Source organism: Chitinophaga sp. 10T418, assembly GCF_056394125.1.
In genome coordinates this window covers 348,766-370,474 of sequence record NZ_JBFTHG010000002.1, presented here as the reverse complement: position 1 = coordinate 370,474, position 21,709 = coordinate 348,766, and the positions used below count along the sequence as shown (strand labels likewise).

The window sequence follows — 21,709 nt, the reverse complement described above, 5'->3', positions numbered from 1 at the left end:
CTATACAAATGAGAACAACGCATTATTTTTTTTGCCTGGCCTGCTTCCTGCATGCTGCAGTGGTAAACGCACAACGCAAAGACAGTACCCTTCACCACCGTGACTTACGTGCCGTGGATGTATTGTCCAGGAAAAACAGGGACCTGGTAAAAGATACTTTGCCTGCTTCGCTGAAGCAGCAGCTATCTTACATAGAGATGCCGCAGAATATTATAGGGATTTCAGCGGAGCTGATAAAGCAACAGGGAGGGCTGGAGCTGAAAGATGTGGCCCGCAACGCCAGCGGCGTATACTTCGGGTATAACAGCACGCCCTTTGATTATTCATCGTCTATACAGATAAGGGGATTCAGTGCTTATTCTATTATCAACGGCATGCCCCGGCACGCCAATTACGGTGCCATACTTGATGATGAGGCATTGTTTGAAAGTGTGGATGTGATTAAAGGACCGGCAGGATTTGTAAACTCAGTGGGAGAGGCGAGCGGCACAATTAATATCAACACCAAAACGCCTGGCAGCCGGCTGTTGAACGTAACCGCCACCGCAGGTAGTTTTGGTATGGGAAGGATTGCGGTAGATGCAGGAAGTAACGTGAAAAGCCGCGGTTTTTCCTATCGTTTTAATGCTGCATACCAGCACAGGAACAGCTACCTGGACGAATTGAAAACAGATAAGTATGTATTGGCGCCTGTGCTGCAATATAACTTTACTCCCAATACCTACCTGTTAGCAGAATACGATCTTATCAGGGGAGAAACCAGGAACGGGTCTGATATTACCAGGATACGTACGGCAGCAGACGCCTTACATGATGATATTGGCCTGAACTATGGTGCGGCGGTTGGGTTACCTAAATCATATTACCAGGCGCAAACAATGCGATTACTGTTTAGTCATGCTATTAACAGCAACTGGAAACTGACCTCACAATCACAATACAACCTGTCGCCCTACGATACCTGGAGCATGCTTTCTTCTGAAACATATACAGGCGTGAGCTTTGATGAGCAGGGGCAAACCGCCAGGTTATCCAGTCATGCTGCGATCGGCGGAAAAACATTTGCTTCTCAATTATATTTTAACGGAAAGGTCATCACTGGTGCATTCACTCACCAACTTATTATCGGAGGTGATATTACTTCCAGCAGGGATAGCCTTCAAACAGGATTTGGACTATATACTTTCCCGCTCTATAGAAATAAATTGGACTATACCGTAAACAGGGACTCCGTAGCCGTCATGAACCCTGGGGCAGGAAGTGTATTCAGGAATAACCTGACGTATGAATCTGCCTATGTATATGACAACATAAAATTTACCTCCCACTGGATATTATCGCTGGGTGGCAGGTTTACATGGTACAATAATAAAACTATCCAGAAAGTAGCGCCATCAAGGCCGGCAAAAGAGAATTTATTTTCACAACGTGCCTTCTCACCAAGGGCTGCACTCACTTACCTGATAGATAGTACCTTCTCTGCTTTCTTTTTATATGATCAGTCTTTTGTGCCACAAAGCGGTCTTAAAGCAGGAGGTGGCATTAATGAAGCAACGGGTAAATCCAATGGTGTGCCGGTAGATCCGCAACGGAACAATGATATTGAACTGGGTATAAAGAAACAATGGTACGGAGGCAGGTTACTTTCTTCCATTAATGCCTTTCATACTGTTAAACGTAATGTACTGATGCCGGATGTACAAAATGCGGCACTCAACTTTAAGCGGCAGATTGGTGAATATGCCAGTGATGGAGCAGAAGTGGATATTTTAGGTCGTGTGAATTCCCGCATATCCGTTTCCGCCAATTACACCTTTGTAAACGCCCGGATTACTAAAGATACCGCAGGATCTGCCCTGATAGGTAACAAGTTGCCAGGCACCCCCCAACAAATCATTAATACATGGGTGCAATACAGTATGCCGCTGAAAGGAAATAAAATAGTTGCGGTAAGTCTTGGACAAACCACCCAGGTAAAACGGAGCACTTATACAAAGGATGTTCATCTTCCTGACTACACAAAATTTGATGCTGGTATCAATTTCTCCGCGTCACATTATTATGCAAGCCTGGTAGTAGATAACCTGTTGAATAAAAGATATGTGGCATCAGGTGACATTGGCAGTGACTACCCGATTCCCAATGCGGTGAACTATTTCTTTATAGAAGGAGATCCTGTCAATTTTAAATTTACAATAGGTATAAAATTATAAACCAGATAGTGCCACGAGGGCATCCCGTGGCACTATAAATGATGTACTATGATTGTTGCTCGTGGACTAACAAAGAATTACAATGGGTATCTGGCGCTCGATCACCTTGATTTGAATATAGGCGCCGGTGAAGCATTTTGTTTGCTTGGACAAAATGGTGCAGGAAAAACAACCACCATCAATTTGTTCCTGGGATTTATTGCAGCCACAGAAGGGGAGGCATTTATTAAGCAGAAAAAAGTAAAGGTAGATAGCCAGGATACCCGCAGACATATTGCTTATATTCCGGAAGTGGTGATGCTATATCCGAATCTGACCAGCCTGGAGAACCTGGAATTTTTTAGCAGGATAGCGGGATTCAGATATCAGAAAACAGCATTAAAATCTTTCCTGATCAGGGCAGGACTGGAGCCGGCGGCACTTCATAAGCCGGTAGGCAACCATAGTAAAGGAATGCGGCAAAAAGTAGGTATTGCAATAGCCATCGCAAAAAATGCAGATGTGATTTTTATGGACGAGCCTACCTCCGGCCTGGACCCTAAGGCTACAGCCGAGTTCAGCGCTATTGTAAAAGACCTCACTGCACAGGGGAAGGCAATTTTAATGGCTACCCATGATATCTTTAATGCTGTTAACATCGGTACGCATATAGGAATCATGAAAAGCGGACAGCTGGTGCATACCTGTAAAGCCGAAGGACTTGATGCCAACGATATGCAGCGGTTGTATATTGAAACAGTGAGTTAGATGATCTTTTTTAATCACAGCAATACAGCAACGAGGTGGAACTATTTAAAAGAAGCAGCTATTTTTCCCAGTATACCATCAAACAGCTGTTTTTGATTTTCAGGATACCTGATCCGCAGATGATACAACGCGCCATTTCTGATAATACTTTTTTGGTAGAAGATAAACTCGATGCCATCAGTTAGATGACCACTGATCACATACCAGGTGGGTTTTATTATTTTATAGGTAATGCCTTTCTCTGATTTCAGGTCATTGTTGTAATAAGATTGTAACTCTTCCTGTGTGCCATTTCCCCACATTTCAACCGTAACGGATATGTCGTTGTCTAACTTTGTGGGGTACCACTGTAGCGTACCACCTGCTACCAGGGAGCCTTCTTTAAAATAATCAGGTAATTGTAGGGTAAAGCCATTTTTATGATTAAATGTTTTCCATGCGGACTGGCTTTGGGCGGTGAAGCCAATCAGACAACAGATTATTGACAAGAAAAGTATAGATAAATGTTTCATGGACATAGGTACAATTGAAAATGCAAATATACGAAAGCCAGCAGTGTTGCCGCAGGTGTATTTGTATATTTTCATTTTCCGTGTTCGTAACTATACTACATGATCTGTTGAAAAGAAAGTGGCTACCTGGGGTGAGATAAAAATGGATGATAACGTTTACGGATATACGTTTTTTGAAAGAAGAAAATCATATCTTCATGACTTCTATAATATGAAAGGTATTTAACTGGTGTGGCTGTTTGTACAGCCGACAACTTTGTGTACCATGTACGCATGTCTGTTTGGAACCCAAACGTTAATTTTTTGCACAACAGAAAAAAAACGTCCATCGTTACAAGAAAAGATTTAATTTTATTACAGGAACCCCAAACCCTAAAATAAAAAGTAGATTATGCCTCTTCATGACCCCAAAAAAACGGGTAATCCTTCGGATTATCCCGGACGGAGCGTATTCTCATCAGGCAACGATTCAGCCTCATCCTCTTCCGGCGACATTCAGATGCCCGTTGTTGCATTGCCCAAAGGAGGCGGCGCCATTAAAGGTGTAGACGAGAAATTTAATGTCAATGCGGTTTCCGGCACTGCGGCTTTTTCCATCCCCATTCCATATAGTCCGGGTCGTAACGGATACCTGCCCGGCTTTGACCTGGCCTATCATTCCGGTAGCGGTAATGGCAGTTTCGGATTGGGATGGGAAATTACCATCCCTGCTATCAGCCGCAGAACGGAAAACGGCCTGCCTCGTTACCAGGACGCTGCGGAATCAGATATCTTCGTGCTGTCAGGCGCGGAAGACCTGATCCCTCTCCTGGAGTGGAATGGCAGCGAATGGAAAAATACACCTGTCCCCAGAACGGTAGACGGTATTAACTATTCCGTTATGCGTTACCGCCCGAGAATTGAAGGTTCATTTACCCGTATTGAAAAATGGACAGACATCAGTTCGGCGGTGGTACACTGGCGGATAATTTCGAGCGACAATCATACTTCTTATTACGGCTTTACTACGGACAGTAGGCTAGTTGATCCCGACAACGAAAACCGGGTGTTTAAATGGCTGCTTTGCCGCACACATGACGACAAAGGAAACCTGGTGCAACTGGTATATAAAAAAGAAGATTTCGCCGGTATTCCGGCTCAAAAAAATGAAACCAACCGGCTCCATCACTGCACCCAGTTATACATCAAAAAAGTACTATACGGTAATCAACATGCCTATTACCTGGGGGATCCCCTGCCGGCTGAAAATGATTTTCTCTTCAAAGTGATTTTTGACTACGGTGAACATGATACCGCCATCGATATCCCGAAAGATATTGACCAGGAGAAAAACACCTGGACCTGCCGCAAAGATCCTTTCTCTACCTATCGTTCAGGCTTTGAGATTCGTACCTATCGCAGGTGTAACAGGGTGATGATGTTTCACTGCTTCCCGGATGCACTGCTGCCGGTAAATCCTTGCCTGGTAAAATCGCTGCAACTGTTTTATGACGATGCTCTTCCGCTGACCGGCAGCGGTGATCAGGTAAATGGCTTCTCTTTCCTGGTAAGGGCCCGGCAAAACGGACATCTCTGGGATGCCGGCACGAACACTTATCGTACAAAACATTTCCCTGAACTGGAACTGCAGTATCAACCCCATGAATGGAATACCAGTGTACAATCTGTAAGTGCCGATAACCTGGTACATGCGCCGGTAGGCATAGACGATAAAACTTACCTGTGGGTAGATCTCTATAGTGAAGGGATTGCAGGCATACTGACGGAACAGGGAGGCGGATGGTATTATAAATCCAATCTCGGTAATGGACAGTTTTCTCCTGCGCAGCCGGTAGCTCCGAAGCCGTCTTATAAAGGGCTCAACAAAGGAGTGATGATACAGGAACTGGAAGGGAATGGAATCAAATACCTTGTACAGGTAGACAAACAATACAATGGTTTTTTCAAACTAACAGAAGATACCGGCTGGGAAGGGATGCGGTATTTTGAGCAAACGCCGGTGCTATATCCGAAAGAAAAGAACATGCGTTTCATTGATCTCACCGGAGATCATATGCCTGACATGCTCTATACCGATGAATACCAGTTTCGCTGGTATGCAGGTGCGGGTGAGAAAGGATTTAAAGTGCCGGAAACAGTGATGAAAGCAACAGATGAAGAAAAAGGACCTGCCATTGTTTTTGCAGACCAGGAGCAATGTATTTTCCTGGCGGATATGAGTGGAGATGCGCTGACAGATATTGTACGCATACGTAACGGAGAGATCTGTTACTGGCCAAACCTTGGTTATGGCCGTTTTGGCGCGAAGGTGAGCATGGATCATGCACCGGTATTCGATCACCCCGATCAGTTCAATCCTGCATTTTTGAGACTGGCCGATGTTGATGGCTCCGGCACTACCGATATTATTTACCTGGGTAAAAATAATTTCAGTGTATGGATGAACTTAAACGGTAATGAATGGGCTGCTGCCCCGGAAGTACTCACGGCTTTTCCTGCAGTGGATAATATGTCCCATATCTCCGTTATGGATTTCCTGGGAGCAGGTACAGCAGCTATCGTATATGCGTCTCCGATAGCCAGCAAACCGCTGCAGTATATCGATCTGATGGGGAGTAAGCAACCTGCTTTGTTGATCGCGTATAAAAATAACTGTGGTAAAGAAGTTACCATCGAATACAAATCTTCTACGTTTTATTATCTGGAAGATAAGGCGAATGGCATTCCCTGGATCACGAAACTACCATTCCCGGTACATTGTATTGCCCGCGTAACGACCACCGACAGGATCCGGGAAACCATTTTTACCAATACCTACAGCTATCGCCACGGCTACTACGATGCTACAGAAAAGGAATTCAGGGGATTTGCCCGGGTAGAGCAAAATGATACGGAAGTATTCAGTCAGTTTAAATTGAATGTGGCGCTGAATGTAGTAGAAGAAGATCTGCACCAGCCGCCAGTTACCAGCATCTCCTGGTTCCATACAGGTGCTTACCTGGCCAATCAGCGCCTGTTGCATCAGTGCGCCGCAGAATATTTTAATGGTACTATTACCGCTTATGATATGCCGGAATCCATACTGCCGGCAGGTTTGCAGCCGTATGAAATTCATGAGGCACTAAGAGCCTGTAAAGGACAACATCTGCGCACAGAGGTATATGCGTTTGATGGCAGCCTGCAACAGTCGTGTCCTTATACCGCCATGCAGGCCAACAATGAAATACGACTGATACAACCCAAAGGCAGCAACCGATATGCTTCCTTCCTGGTGTTGCCATCGGAAAGTATTACCTATGCTTATGAGAGAAACCCGGGCGATCCCCGTATCGCCCATTCATTTGTATTGGAAACAGACGATCTGGGGTATACCACCAAAGCTGCTGCTGTATTATATCCGCGACTGAACAGGCCCGTAGCCCCCAACGATATCCCCGATAAAGTATGGGATGAACAGCGACAGCCGCATATTACCTATAATGAAACAGCGTATACGAAAGATGTGATAGGAGATGATACCTATCGCCTCCGTGAGCTATGTGAATCGAAAGCATATGAAATAGCAGGGATTTCTCTCCCTCCCGGTTTTTATCTGCATAAAATAAATCTGTCAGGCGTTCCGGGAGCCGCCGTTATTCAATATGAAGAAGAATTTACCGGTGGCGTTCAGAAAAGATTATCCGCTCATGGGCGGATCTATTATCTGAAAGATGATCTCTCCGGTCCATTGGCATTGGGAACGCTTGGTGCATTGGGTTTTGTACATAAAAAATACCAGCTCACATTTACACAAAACCTGGTCACCAAATATTACGGTGCTGAAGTAACACCGGTGATGCTGGCAGACGCGGGCTACACACATACGGAAGCCGATGCACATTGGTGGGCGCCTTCCGGTATAGATCTTTTTTCTGGTACACCGGCAGCTGATTTTTACATCCCGGTGGGAACAAAAGATGTATTCGGACGGGAACATCATATGCAGTATGATGCGCTGCATATACTGGTGGAAAGCAGCACAGATGCTATCGGTAACACAGTGACAGCAGATAATGATTACCGGGTATTGAAGCCGTGGCTGCTGACCGATATTAACGGGAACCGCTCTGCGGTGGAAACAGATGAACTGGGCTTTGTTGTTAAAATAGCTGTCATGGGGAAGGCGGGTAGCAGTGATGGGGATACCCTGGCAGATCCTACCAACCGCATGGAGTATGATCTTTTTAACTGGGTGAATAATGGAAAGCCCAATTATGTACACTGCTTCAGCAGGGAACAACATGGCGCCTCCAATCCGCGGTGGCAGGAAAGTTACGTTTATTCCAATGGCAATGGCGGTGTGATCATGACTAAAAATCAGGTGAATCCTGGTAAAGCCAAACTATGGAACCCTGTTACCCACACTGTAGATGAAGTAGACGCCAATCCCCGCTGGATCGGCAACGGCCGCACGATCTATAACAATAAGGGGAATGTGGTGAAAAAATATGAACCTTATTTCAGTACTACTTCTGATTACGAATCTGAAAGTGAACTGGTGGAAACCGGCGCAACGGCAACACGATATTACGATCCTACCGGCCGGTTAATAAAAACGGTATTTCCCAATGGCACTTTTTCCAATATTGAATTTAATCCCTGGTATTTTAGCTCTTTCGATGTAAATGATAACGTGGTGGCCAGCCAATGGTACAGTGATCGTGGCAGCCCTTTACCAGCAGACCCGGAACCGGCAGATCCGGAAACAAGGGCTGCATGGCTGGCAGCCCGGCATAACCATACACCAGCTACTTTTCATGCAGACTCCATTGGCCGGCCTTTGATGACGATATCAGATTACGGCGGTGGCAAAACAACAGCCGTATGGGTAGAAACAGATTCATTGGGCAGGTATTCTAAGTCGTTTGATCAACTGAACCGCCTCGTTAGTCATGGTGTGAGCAACCTGGCCGGTGCACCTATGTATTCCAATACTGCTGAGAAAGGAGATAAATGGGTATTCCAGGACGTACAGGGCCGCATTTATAAAATGTGGAATGCCGCTGGTCAGTATTACCGCTTTGAGTTTGATGCATTGGACCGGCCGGTGAGCAGTTACCTGAAAGTAGGTGCTATTGAATGGTTGTTTTCGCGTGTGGTGTATGGTGATCTGTTTCCCGATGCGCAGGCCAGATTACTGAACATGAAGGGAAAGGTATACCAGGTATATGATCAGAGCGGTGTAAGCACTATTAAGCAGATTGATTTCAAAGGTAATGTCACCGAGGCGGAGAAAAGGTTAACCAAAGATTATAAACAACTCATAGACTGGACTCCTTTAAAAGGGCTCATCGCTATACCGGATATTCTCACTGCCGCTGAGCCACTGCTGGAAACAGCCACTTATTCTTCCGCCGGAACATTTGATGCGCTGAATCGTCCTGTCACGGCTACTTTGCCAGATCACTCTGTAGTACAGCCAACGTATAATGAAGCTAATTTTATTGCCACCCTGAACGTGAAGATTGGTGGTACCGGTGCGTTTATTCCATTCCTGAAAAGCCAGGATTATGATGCGAGAGGACAACGGCAAATGGCACAATATGGTAATGGTACCGTGACAAAATATTTCTATGATCCGCTGACCTTCCGTTTAACGGACCTCTTAACATTACAGAAAGATACGGATACTACTCCTGCAGCACTGCAAAACATTTCGTTCACATACGATCCGGTAGGCAATATCACCCAGATCAGGGATGATGCGCAGCAAACCCACTTTTTTAAAAATACCGTGGTATATCCGGAGTCACTGTTTGAATACGATGCTATTTACCAGTTGACTAAAGCCAGCGGAAGAGAGCACTCGGGTTTGTCGATGGATACGCAGCGTAACAATACAGATATAGCCTTCATTCCGCAATTGCCGGAAATGAATAACAGTACGGCGGTGCGGATATATACAGAGCAATATGCTTTTGATGATTGTGGTAATATTCAGTCGCTGAAACACAGCGCTACCGGGGCTACCTGGCAACAACGTTATCGTTATGAATATGAAGATGATCCTTCCAATGTCACCAACCGGTTGAAGGCAACCAGTATGCCGGGAGATGCACCTGGGGTATTCTCTGGTACTTATATGCATAATGCAGGAGGCAATATGACTTCCATGCCACATTTGCCTGGTGCCAACAGCATCACCTGGAATTTCCAGTCGCAGCTAAGTGCAGTGAATCTGGGAGGCGGTGGTCATGCATATTATGTGTATGGTTCCGGAGGACAACGGGCGCGGAAAATTATTGAGCGTATTGGAGGAAGAAAACTGGAGCGTATTTACTTCGGTGCTGTGGAGATCTACCGTGAAAGCACAGGTATGGGAGCACCTGATTTTGAGCGCTATACTTTGCGGGTGGCCGATAATACCGGTGCTATTGCCCAGGTGGATACCAAAACCATTGATACGTTGGGTAGCGATCCCGGTTCTGCGCTAAATGTGCCGGTGATACGTTATCAGTATGGCAACCTTATTGGTTCGGCCGTGATGGAAACCAATGCTGTCGGGGAAGTGATTTCCTATGAAGAATATCATCCTTTTGGTACTTCGGCTTACCGCATTGCGAAACCCGGGGCTGACCTCAGTATGAAACGTTACCGGTTCTGTGGTAAGGAAAGAGATGAGGAAACCGGCTTTTATTATGTAGGTGCGCGCTATTATGCGGCCTGGCTGGGACGCTGGACCAGCAGTGATCCGGCGGGATTTGTGGATGGTCTGAATTTGTATTGTTATTGTTCCAATAATCCTGTGATGAAACATGACCCTACCGGCATGGACGGGGTAACGATTCGCGGTCATGCCACGGGTCATGAAACGGAAGCAGATATTGCCAGGGTTTTAAGAAGACAGGGCTACGGTTTCCGGCGAATGCCTACCTGGGTACCCAATGCCAGTGGTACTGGTGGAAGATGGAATTTCGGTGATGACAATCTTTACCGGTTGCCACGTGGACATCGCAGCAGTTCACATAGTTCAGGCGCCACTCACCCTGGTGGAAGTGGGGCCGGCTCCGGCTCTGGTGGTGGTACTACGCCGCCGCCAACAGGAGGTTCTTCCGGAGGAGCGCCAGGAGCGCCTCCTCCGGATACGAACCCGCAAAGTGGTTCCACCGGTACGCCGGGTGGTGCAGCTGGTGGATCTCCGGGCGGATCTCCAGGCGGTAGCCCTGGTGGCAGTCCTGGTGGTAGCCCAGGCGGTAGTCCTGGAGGCAGCCCAACGGGAAGTCCCGGCGGTAGCCCGCAGGGAACGCCGGGAGGTAGCTCCAGTGGCACACCCGGAGGTACCGGCAGCGGTGGCGGCGGAGGAGGAGAACGTTCTTTCTGGAGTCGCGGTGGTGCCACATTACTCACTGGTTTGTTATTGCTGGGCGCTGGCTTGCTGACCATCTTTACTGCCGGTGCAGCCACACCTTTGCTGGTGCTGGCGGCTGGTGCGATGGCTACAGCCGGAGGTATCGCAGTAACTACAGCCAGCGCCGTACAACTGGGCGTTTCCTACAGTGGTGGTACTACTGCTGCGCAAGACCAGGAAATGTCTCATGCGCTGAGTACAGTGTCTTCTCTCAGTTCTCCGGGTGGACTGGTAGGTGGTACAGTAGGTGTGGCAGTTGATGGAGAGAGAGGGCTGGAAAGAGGTGCATTGATCGGCAATGTTGCAGAGCTGGGAACAGGCGTCGCCAGGTTTGGCATATCCAGGTTCTCCGGAGGATCTTACCGGATGCTGTCTCCAGACCCTGCTCTGGCAGGACAGGCCAGCACTTTTGCCCCCACTGTGCCACGAGGTGTGCAGGTGTTAAGTACACATGGCATACCCGGAATGGTGGATGTAGGAGGCACTATGGTACCGCTGGCAGAGCTGGCGCCTACCATACAAAGTACTGCAGGTGGCAGAGCCGTAGTACTTGCCTGTAACGTAGCACATGACCCTGCAGCAGTGCAGGCACTGGCTAATGAAACCGGACGGAGTATCACTGCTTACACCAACTTTGTAGGTGCTGCTGATTATAACAATATTGTGAGCTTTGCGGGCACACATCTCACCGGCCCCGTATTGCCACCCGTTATGACAGGACTTGCTACTCCGACAGTATTCAATCCGGCTTATCTGAGCCCATATCTTAGCCTGACACCTAATGTGGTTGCTCCCGCAGCCGCCACGGTAGGAGGGGTACAGGCGCAGCAATAAAAACGTGTAGTCGGTACCGTGGTAGCCATCAGGTTGCCACGGTACTCTGTAAATCCATCTTCATTGTTCTAATTCCAAAAAAATGAAAGCAAACCTCATCAAAGGGCACATTAAAAGTTCCCGAACAGGTCACCCCCTCCAAGGATTGAGGATTGAGGCCTGGAGCACAGAAGCACTCATCAATGTGCCGCTCGCCAAAGGAATGACCGACGAAAATGGCCGGTTTCTGCTGACTTTCAACGAAGGCCTGGTGCAGGAATTACTCCGGCATAATCCGCAAATCTATTTCCGGATCTGGCATGAAGAAATTATACTCTCTGGCAGCCACGATACCAAAAGCTGGAATGTTCATGAAGTAGTGGAAGAAATAGTACTGGAAGTGGAAGCAAAAGGTAGTCGCGCCAACGTACAAAGCGCCATCGTAACAGGCACCGTTTTTCAACCCGATAATACACCGGCCCCCGGCCTTACGGTGAAAGCATTTGATAAAGACCTCCGCTCTGAAACTGCTTTAGGAGAAGCGACTACCGACTCCGACGGAAAATACAGCATTCCCTACGATCAAAAGGTGGTGGAAAAAAATGAGTATAAAAGCGCAGATATACTGATGAGAGTATATCAGAAAAAGCAACTACTGTTTGAAACAGGAATCAACGACCTTGTATTCAATGCGCCCAGTAGAGTGAATATCGATATTCACCTGAAAGAAAGAGCCGGACGTACGCTCAGTGAATACGAAAACTATCTGCAGATATTATCTCCCGTAACCGGCAAAATAACACTGGATACCCTGGAAGAAACAACGGCGCACCCGGATGTAACTTTCCTTAGCAGGGAAACAGGTATCGACCATAACCGCATCGAATACCTGGCGCTGTCCTTTAAAATCCAGCAACAGTTTCAGTTTGAACCGGCCTTCTTCTATGGCTTGTTTAGGGAAGGTACCTTACTGAAGAATGACCTGCAACAATGGTTGACCACACGTGTTGCCATCAGCATTTCCTCCGACGTGAAAGCATTGGTGTATGAAACGGCATTGATAGATTCCGATATCATCAAGGCTGCCATTGCGGATGCTATCGCCGCCAATATCATCCCCGACATCAGTAAAGCGTTGGCCCGCCTGCTGCGTCAGTTACTTGACTTAAGGGAAGAAGCAAAGAAATATATACAGGAAGAAAGACCACAGCAATGGGCTAACCTGATTGTGGGTAGTATCAAAAACGGATCTTACCAAAACCTGGTAGAACTGATCAGTAAAAATGCTTTTGGCAATCTGCCGCAACTGCTGAACAACCTGGTAGCAGCCAATCCCTTTCTTAATGCCACCGCAGCAAAAGGAGCGACTGTAGATATTAATATCGCCAGTTTACTGGGTACCGATGAAACCCTGATACAGCACGTAAAAGAGACGGCCAATATAAAAGAAGAAAAAGACATATCTCAACTGGCCGCACTATCTACCGATGAATGGAAAGATTTGCTGAACCGTCTTCCCAATCATCAGCTAAGAGCCAGCATGACCGCCAGTAAAGATGCATTACACACGCATGCCACTATACTGCAAAGCCGGTTCCGCCAAAAATATCCGCATGTGGCGTTTATGGCTGATTTCAAAAGAGATCAACCTGCAGCAATGGATCAACTGAAACAGTTGCCGGATGTAGATCTTGGTGGTAATTCCATAGATGCACAGTTGAAGGATACGAAAGTATCTGACGATGCCAAAGCACAACTGCGTTCCCTGCAAAGACTATATAAACTCACACCGGATTACAGTAAAGCAAAAAAGCTACAGGATGATCAGTTAACAGCTGCTTATCATATTGTAGGACTGGGACAGAAACAATTCGTTGCCAGATATAGTAAAGACCAGACCTTTACCGAAAAGGAAGCGACCGCCGTTTATCAGAAAGCGGTGAACATCCATACCGCCGCCATAACACTCGGTGCGGAACTGAAGGAATATGCCGGTGCAGGTAAACTGAAAGCACTGAATGGGGAAGCATTGTCGTTGAAGATAGAACAGATATCGAAAGATTTCCCTAATCTGAAAAGCCTGTTCCAGGAAATAGATCTTTGCGAATGCATGGATTGCAGATCGGTGTACGGCCCGGCTGCTTATCTGGCAGATGTATTGCAGTTCCTGAAGAACCGCTTACTGGCCAATGGCACCAAAACGGCTAAAGACGTATTGTTTTCCAGACGTCCGGACATCGGTGATATCGATCTCAATTGTGATAATGCCAATACCCCCATTCCTTATATCGATCTCGTATGCGAAGTATTGGAAGATGCTGTGAGTCCCGATTTGGGCATATTACTCGATAACACTTTTACCGCCGACATGGTAAAAGGAAAAATCAATGCCCACCTGCTGACAGGTCTTACAGACAATGGTATAAAGAATGTGACTGATGAGGCCTTGCTGTATCCGAAATATTCCGCTGCCGGGGTAGATACTTATATGTTGCGGGATGCAAAAAGTACGACTAAAATATCCGCAGAAGGTACCGGCTGGCGGGTAAGGCAATTGCGGCAAACACACCTGAGCGCAGCCGAACTAAATGCTGCGCCGGAATATGTAAATGGGGATGCGTATGATACGCTCGCAATCTCACATATTTCCTTCGGGCTTCCTTTTGATATCTACCAGGAAAGAGGCAATAGTCTGCTGGAAATTGTAGGTATTGAACGGGCTGATCTGATGGACACCCTGGGTAATACCGCAGGCCCGGATGCTCCTTCCAAAGCAGCTGTGTACCTGAAAATATCGCCGGCAGAAAGAACGCTGGTCGTTACCCCTGATACTACCACCGCCGGACAGGCTGTCTACTGGAGTACAGGCGCTCTTCCATTGCTGCCTACCCTGCAGGAGGTAGATGTGTTTTTAAAGAAAAGCGGATTGAGTTATGTAGACTTGCAACAACTACTGAATCAGTCTTTCGTTAATCCCGGTAACAACCTCTTTATCCAGCACCTGGATAATACCTGTGATACGGCGAAGAAAATAATTGCCAACCTGGATGAAGCGGCATTGGATCGTATGCACCGTTTCCTGCGGCTATACCGGAAAGCAGGGGTTAGCATGGATAACCTGAACAGTATGATCATGTATACTGCGTTGGGCAATCAACAACTCAATGATGCCACGTTGGTGGTGATAGTAGATCTATTCAAACTGCAAAACAGTCTTGGTATTACACTGGAACAGGCTTTGTCTTTTTATGGACAGCAACCAGCTGCATTATATACCTCCGTGTACCTGAACAGGATCGCGACCAATCCGATAGATGAAGCATTTACAATTAAAAACATCGCGGCTAATGAGCTGTTGCCATTGGGTACCCGTGATACGTTAACTGCACATCTTACTACCCTGAGATTAAGCCTGAAAGCGAAGGCGGATGATATTACTTTTCTCATTAGCCGGTTAAACCCGGCAGATACCACGCTGACGCGCGACAACCTGGCCTTCCTGTATCGTCATGCGTTGCTGGCCAACCTGCTGGGATTGAAGTTACCGGATATGTTTACATTCAGTACGTTGTCTGCTTTACCGTTATTTACCACACCTGCTGATACCAGCGCTTTTGTGGCCAGTGTACGGTTTATGCAGACGGCAGGTTTCACGGTGAGCGAATTGCAATGGTTCCTGCAGAATAGTGATCCCAGCGGCTTATTAGCGATGCAGGATGCTACCATCACCACCTGGCTGACTGCTTTACAGACGGCTTATCAACAGGCCTTCAATACAACCCGGTCGGGATTTAATGCTGCATTGTCTCCTGATGAAAACAAGAATGGACTCAAACAACAAATGAGCCTGTTACCCGGTCTGACTGCTGCAGTAGTAGATAAGATCATGGCTATCATCAGTGGTGCTTTTGCGGATACACTTACCCCACAGGCGTATGTAGATGCCAACCTGGGAGGTTATTTCAGTACCCTTGATATCCAGGCTAAAATTACCGCGTTGCTGGCGTTGTTGCCGGGCGATCCTGGTCTGCCTGCCGCCCAGAACGCATTGATACAGTCTTTCAGTACTCCCATCTCCGTTTACCTTTTTCATGCCGGTAAACAAACGGCTTTGTACAATGCGGTGCAAGGCACATTTGGTACAACGGATGTGATCACCCAGGTACTGCTGCAATATGGGTCACTGAAATTCCCTGGCCCTGCCGCATTGCTTGGAGATATCCTGTCGGACGATTCGCTGATTGATACTTTAAATACACCGCCTGTTCCGCCGGTGATAACACCAGCCGGATTTGATGCGCAATACCGGGCCACCCGCCTGCTGAAGGTGATGGTCAGTTATCTCAGTAAGATCAGCATTTCCGCAAAAGACCTGCAATGGTTCCTGCAAAATAATGCTACAATGGGCTGGCTGGAACCTGATACGCTTCGGTATACGGGAGATGTGCCGGCGGCTGATTTTAGTAAATGGGTAAAATGGCAGGAGGCGCTGTTGCTGATGCAAAATTATGGAACGGTACAAAGTCCGGTAGATGCCAATGTGGTATTGTCCTGGACGGATGTATGGGGACAGGTGGCATCGGGTGCTTCACAGCCGGATACTTTCCAGACGCTCACGTTGTTCACAGGATGGGATCCTGCCGATATCAGCGACCTTACTATCTGGTACGGCTATACGTACCCGGCGGATTTTAAACTTCCCGCTACGTATCTCCGACTGGAAGCTGCCACGGCGGTATTACGGTTGCTGGGTGTACCAACGGCCACGGCTACACAGTTTATCCAGCCTGTACTCACGGAGGTGGAAGCAGGTCTGATCACACAGGCGCTGCGTAATAAATACGATGACAAACAATGGCTGAACGTCATTCAGCCGGTGGAAGATACATTGCGTCCGCGGAAAAGAGATGCGCTCGTTGCTTACCTGCTGGCATCTAACCCTGACCTGAACGGCTCGAATGATCTGTATGACTATTTCCTCATGGACGTACTGATGCAGCCCGGGCAGCCAAGTTCCCGCATCGTCATGGCACATGGTATACTTCAACTATTCATACAACGCTGTCTGATGGCACTGGAACCCGATGCCATCGCGGATGTAACGAATGATGACGGCTGGAGCCAATGGATTTGGATGAAAAATTTCCAGGTATGGGTAGCCAACCGGAAAATTTTCCTGTACCCGGAAAACTGGATACAGCCTGAACTACGTGCCGACCAATCTTATTTCTTTGCCGACCTGATCTCTGAACTGCAACAAAATGAAGTGACAGATGACAACGTGGAAACGGCGGCCATACATTACCTGGAAAAACTGGACGATGTAGCCACCCTCGATGTAAGGGCCTGCTACTACGATGTAAGTACTTATACCATGCACGTTATTGCACGGGTGCGCGGAGGCAGTACCTACTACTATCGCACAGGAGTGAAAGAACGCAAGTGGGAGCCATGGACTAAAGTTGATGTGGATATTTCCGGTGATCACCTGTTGGCATATATGCTTAACAACCGCCTGTTCCTGGCCTGGCATCTGCCCACCGAAGAAATACAACAAGGCCAGAGCGTGTCTATTCCCAGCACACCTATCAACCAGGCGGCGCCGGCGCCAATGAAGCGGTATAAAATACAGCTGGCCACCAGTGAATGTATCAATGGGGTATGGCAACCCAAACGGACTTCGCAGGATGTATTGCACACAAACTATTATGCTGATCTCAATCCGGTGAAAGATACCTTCCGTATGCTGGACTTCGACATGGGGGCGGTGGGCTATGGTATTCTCTGCACTTTCGATAGTCATGCCATTGGAATGTTCAATCTTACCGGATGTAAAGGTTACCCTGAAGTGGCTTACTGGGGAGATCAGTCGCTTCCTTATCTCGATTTTATCCCGGATTTTATGGATACCAAATTCCTGCAGATGCAGTACCGGGAAAACGATAACAGATCACTCGATACGCTCTCGATGAGAAGCATATTAAGTCCTTACAACTTTGATCCTGTTCTTAATGCTACCCCGGGCATCTTCCGGATTACGTATCCACATGAGTTCTCATTGATCGATTGGATTTATGTAGCACTCGAGCTGATGTCAGCTAAGAATAGCTACCCTACCAATAACGAGTTCGGTGGTCATAGGAGATTAGTGCTGCCGATGGCCAGTTTTATGCCGTTCTTTTATGCCGATGGATCCAGGGAGTACGTGATTATACCAGGCTTCTTCGGTGAAAATGGCACCAATGCACGCACCTTCAGCGATATTTACAAGTTCGTTACTGACCTGATTGCGTTAGTCGTTAAGTATGTTAAAATCCTGATAGCAGATCCGGCGCATGATTTCAATAAAATGTTGCAGCAGCTGCACGCAGATACGGAATATATCCGGCTCACAGCAGAATGGGATTTTTATAAGAAACATAAGCCGCAGCTGATGTTCCGCAACTTCTATCACCCATTGGTATGCTATATCAAGAGTACCGTGTACAAGGGAGGACTGCCGGCTATCATGACGTATGACGTGCAGTCGAAGGTGAACAGCTTTAAATTCGATACCACCTATCAGCCGCAATCACCGGTAGCAACACCTTACCCGGTAGAGAACATCGATTTTGATGCGGACGGAAGTTATTCATCCTACAACTGGGAATTATTCTATCATCTGCCTTTCTTCATAGGCAACCAGTTAAGCCAGAATCAACGGTTTGAAGAAGCGCGCAAATGGTATCACTACATCTTTAATCCTATTGGAGGCGCAGGTGGCAGTGCTCCGCAGAAATATTGGATCACCAAGCCTTTCCATGAATTCTTTGACTACGTGGATCAGCGTATCGATACCATCATGAATAACATTGCGAGTGACCCTACCGGTACGGTCTATAAGGATCTGGTCAATGCAGTAGAGAGCTGGCGGGAAAATCCGTTTATGCCACATGAAGTAGCCCGCACCCGACCGCTGGCCTATCAAAAGGCGCTGCTCATGAAATACCTCGATAACCTGATCGCCTGGGGTGATAACCTGTTTATGCAGAATACCATGGAATCCCTCGTACAGGCGACACAGTTATATATCCTGGCAGATAAGCTGCTCGGACCAAAGCCAATGATCATTCCACCTGCTGTACCCGTTCCGGATGAAACCTACAATCAGCTGGAGGTGAAGTTGGATGCTTTCAGCAACGCTATGGTAGACCTGGAAAACCTGGTACCCGACCTGAATGTGTTGCCGCATAAGGGCGCAGAATTACCTACTCCGCATAATACAGTGTCTTCCCTTTACTTCTGCATACCTGCCAACGAGCAATTATTGTCTTACTGGGATACAATTGATGACAGGTTATACAAGATACGGAACAGTGAAGATATCAATGGGGTACACCGTGTACTTGCATTGTTTGCACCGCCGATAGATCCTGGTATGCTGGTGCGTGCTGCTGCCGCTGGTTTGGATATCAGTACTGTTACCAGTATGCTCAATGCACCATTGCCATTATACCGTTTCCGTGTAATACTGCAGAAAGCCACTGAACTGGCCGAACAGGTGAAAGCCACCGGCGCAGCCTTGTTGGCTGCTTTGGAAAAGAAAGACAATGAAGCACTGGCGCTGTTAAGAGCCGGAGAAGAAATAAAATTGCAACAACAGTTGCTGTTGATCCGACAAACGCAGGTGGAAGAAGCATCACAGTCGATCGAAGCATTACGGAAAACCAAGGCGATTTCCCAGAAAAAATATGATTACTACAGCAGCCGTGATTTTATGAATGGTTGGGAAATAGCACAGGCAGGTATTTCGGCAGGTGCTATTATATCTGAAATAGTAGCCACCGTACTGGATGCTACTTCCGGCGGCACACATATGATACCGATCATCACCGGTGGTGCTGCCGGTTTTGGTGGATCGCCAGTGGTGACAGTCTCTTTTGGTGGTAATAATGTGGGTAGTTCTACCGGGCAATTCGGTACCCTGTTCCGTGGCATCGCCGGCATCCTGCATTCTACTTCCAGTCTTATTGGTAACATAGGTGCGTATCAGCGCAGAATGGACGACTGGGGTCTGCAGAAAGACATGGCTTCCCTGGAACTGGAACAGATGGACCAGCAAATAGTAGTGGCGGATATCCGGAAGGACATTGCCGTGAAGGAAACAACCACTCAACAGCTAAGGATACAACAGGCACAGGAAGTAAATACATTCATGACGAGTAAGTACACCAACAAAGACTTGTATGCATGGATGACAGGGCAAATCAGTACGCTCTACTTCCAGTCATATCAGCTGGCATTTGCCATGGCCAAACAAGCGGAACAATGCTATCAGTTTGAACTGGCGGCAGACAGTAATGTGATTCAGTATAACTACTGGGATACTATGAAAAAAGGACTCCTGTCGGGCGACCGGCTCCTGCTCGATGTGAAACGGCTGGAATCCAACTATCTTCATAATAACCAACGTGAATTTGAACTCACCAAAAATATCTCAGTAGCAGCATTGTCACCAGAAGCTCTGCTACAGCTGCGTAATACAGGTCAGTGCGATATCAATATTCCGGAAATGGTATTCGATATGGACTATCCGGGTCATTATCTGCGCCGTATTAAAGCCATTTCAGTGAGTATACCTTGTATCAGTGGGCCACTGGTATCAATATCCTGCACATTGTCGCAGGTCAGCAACAAATACCGCAGGAATACCAAGCTTAATCCTGCAGGAGCAGATGCGTATGATAAGTACGTGGAAAAAGCAGGAGGCGACGACCGGTTTACGTATAACCTTGGTGCGATTCAATCTATTGGCACCAGCCACGCACAGAATGATACAGGGTTGTTTGAACTAAGTTTCCATGACGACCGATACCTGCCTTTTGAAGGTACTGGTGCCATCAGCTCCTGGCACCTGGAAATGAATGATCCATCCTCCCTGGCACAATTCGATTACCAGAGTATCACGGATGTGATTATACAGATAAGCTATACATCCCGGCAGGGTGGAGGATTGTTCAAAAAGGAAACAACCGACTACCTGAAGATACTGTTTAAGAAAATCGTAGATAGCGTACCGGCAGCTGGTCTCTTCCGCATGTTTGATCTGCGGCATGAAATGTCGGATAACTGGTATGCATTTATGAATGGCAGCGGCACTTTCAGTGGCAGCTTAACAAAAGCAGTCTTACCTTACTTCACACAAAATAGTGCTATCAAAGTAACAGTACAGAGCGTAGCATTGTTTGTACTCACCAGTAACAGCGGCAACCTGATGGTGTCTGTTAACGGCGCCCCTGCCCAGGCCATGACGAAGAACGCCGGTAAATTTGGTACTCAGATTCAGTTGATAGATCCGATCAGTGCGATTACAGGTAATATAAAACTGGCTAGTGATCACATCGACTATAGTTTTGCGGTACAGAATTTTGCTACGGTAAAAGGTACTATTGCCGGTGCATGGCTGGTAGTGAATTATACGATGGAATAGTCATGAAGTCGTTGCCAGAGAATTTTTTATTTGATACAGTGTAGCGGAACCAGAGCATTTGTTCCAGACAGAACGAAGACCTGGACGGATAATAGGACAAGACCAGGAAGTAGCAATACCACCTGGTCTTTTTTAGTATATCAGGACAATCAATTGGACGGGTTTACAGGATAGGGAACAGAAAATCCTCGTTTTTTTATATTTTCGCTCCATGAAATGGCTGCTCCTGTTGTTTTCATTGTATGTAGTGATACTTTCCGGCATCCCCTGTGATTGCCAGGAAGATAACTTCATGTGTACAACAAGAGAGGCGATGAGCGGTCATCATCAACATGAGACGGACCACCAGAAGCAGGATTGCCCATGCTCTCCATTCTTCGCCTGTAGTACCTGCCATGGAGTAGTATTGCCAGAGGCCACCATCTGGATTACAAAACCGGTATACACCACGAAACAATCCGTCTTTCGCCCATTTAAAGAAAACGCCATCTCTCAATCCCGCTTGCCCATCTTTCAGCCGCCCCGGTTGTCATAGTTTCAGCGAACGACGCAATAACTATAAGGGATC

The 21,709-nt window shown here is 47.1% G+C and carries 6 protein-coding genes; 5 read left to right on the top strand and 1 reads right to left on the bottom strand.

The window, feature by feature from the left end; all coding sequences use genetic code 11:
- Positions 1–8: 8 nt before the first annotated feature.
- The gene (locus AC1DCV_RS05770) at positions 9–2,213 is read left to right on the top strand and encodes a TonB-dependent siderophore receptor (protein WP_477022284.1); all 2,205 of its coding nucleotides are present in this window, start codon (positions 9–11) and stop codon (positions 2,211–2,213) included.
- 48 nt (positions 2,214–2,261) lie between these two features.
- Positions 2,262–2,960, top strand: a complete 699-nt coding sequence (locus tag AC1DCV_RS05765) for an ABC transporter ATP-binding protein (RefSeq protein ID WP_477022283.1) — start codon at positions 2,262–2,264, stop codon at positions 2,958–2,960.
- Positions 2,961–3,001: 41 nt separating this feature from the next.
- On the opposite strand, the gene AC1DCV_RS05760 is transcribed toward AC1DCV_RS05765, so the two are convergent.
- Positions 3,002–3,448, bottom strand: coding sequence for a hypothetical protein (locus AC1DCV_RS05760; protein ID WP_477022282.1), 447 nt, complete (start codon positions 3,446–3,448; stop codon positions 3,002–3,004).
- A 415-nt stretch (positions 3,449–3,863) separates the two neighbouring features.
- Here AC1DCV_RS05760 and AC1DCV_RS05755 point away from each other — a divergent pair, with 415 nt between their 5' ends.
- The 3 genes from AC1DCV_RS05755 to AC1DCV_RS05745 all read left to right on the top strand — a co-directional run bounded on the left by AC1DCV_RS05755 (position 3,864) and on the right by AC1DCV_RS05745 (position 21,676).
- Positions 3,864–11,693: a SpvB/TcaC N-terminal domain-containing protein gene (locus AC1DCV_RS05755; RefSeq protein ID WP_477022281.1), complete on the top strand. Its 7,830-nt coding sequence runs from the start codon at positions 3,864–3,866 to the stop codon at positions 11,691–11,693.
- A gap of 82 nt (positions 11,694–11,775) precedes the next feature.
- The gene (locus AC1DCV_RS05750; RefSeq protein WP_477022280.1) at positions 11,776–21,141 is read left to right on the top strand and encodes a Tc toxin subunit A-related protein; all 9,366 of its coding nucleotides are present in this window, start codon (positions 11,776–11,778) and stop codon (positions 21,139–21,141) included.
- Between the two features lie 211 nt (positions 21,142–21,352).
- Positions 21,353–21,676, top strand: coding sequence for a hypothetical protein (locus AC1DCV_RS05745; protein ID WP_477022279.1), 324 nt, complete (start codon positions 21,353–21,355; stop codon positions 21,674–21,676).
- The last annotated feature ends 33 nt before the right edge of the window (positions 21,677–21,709 follow it).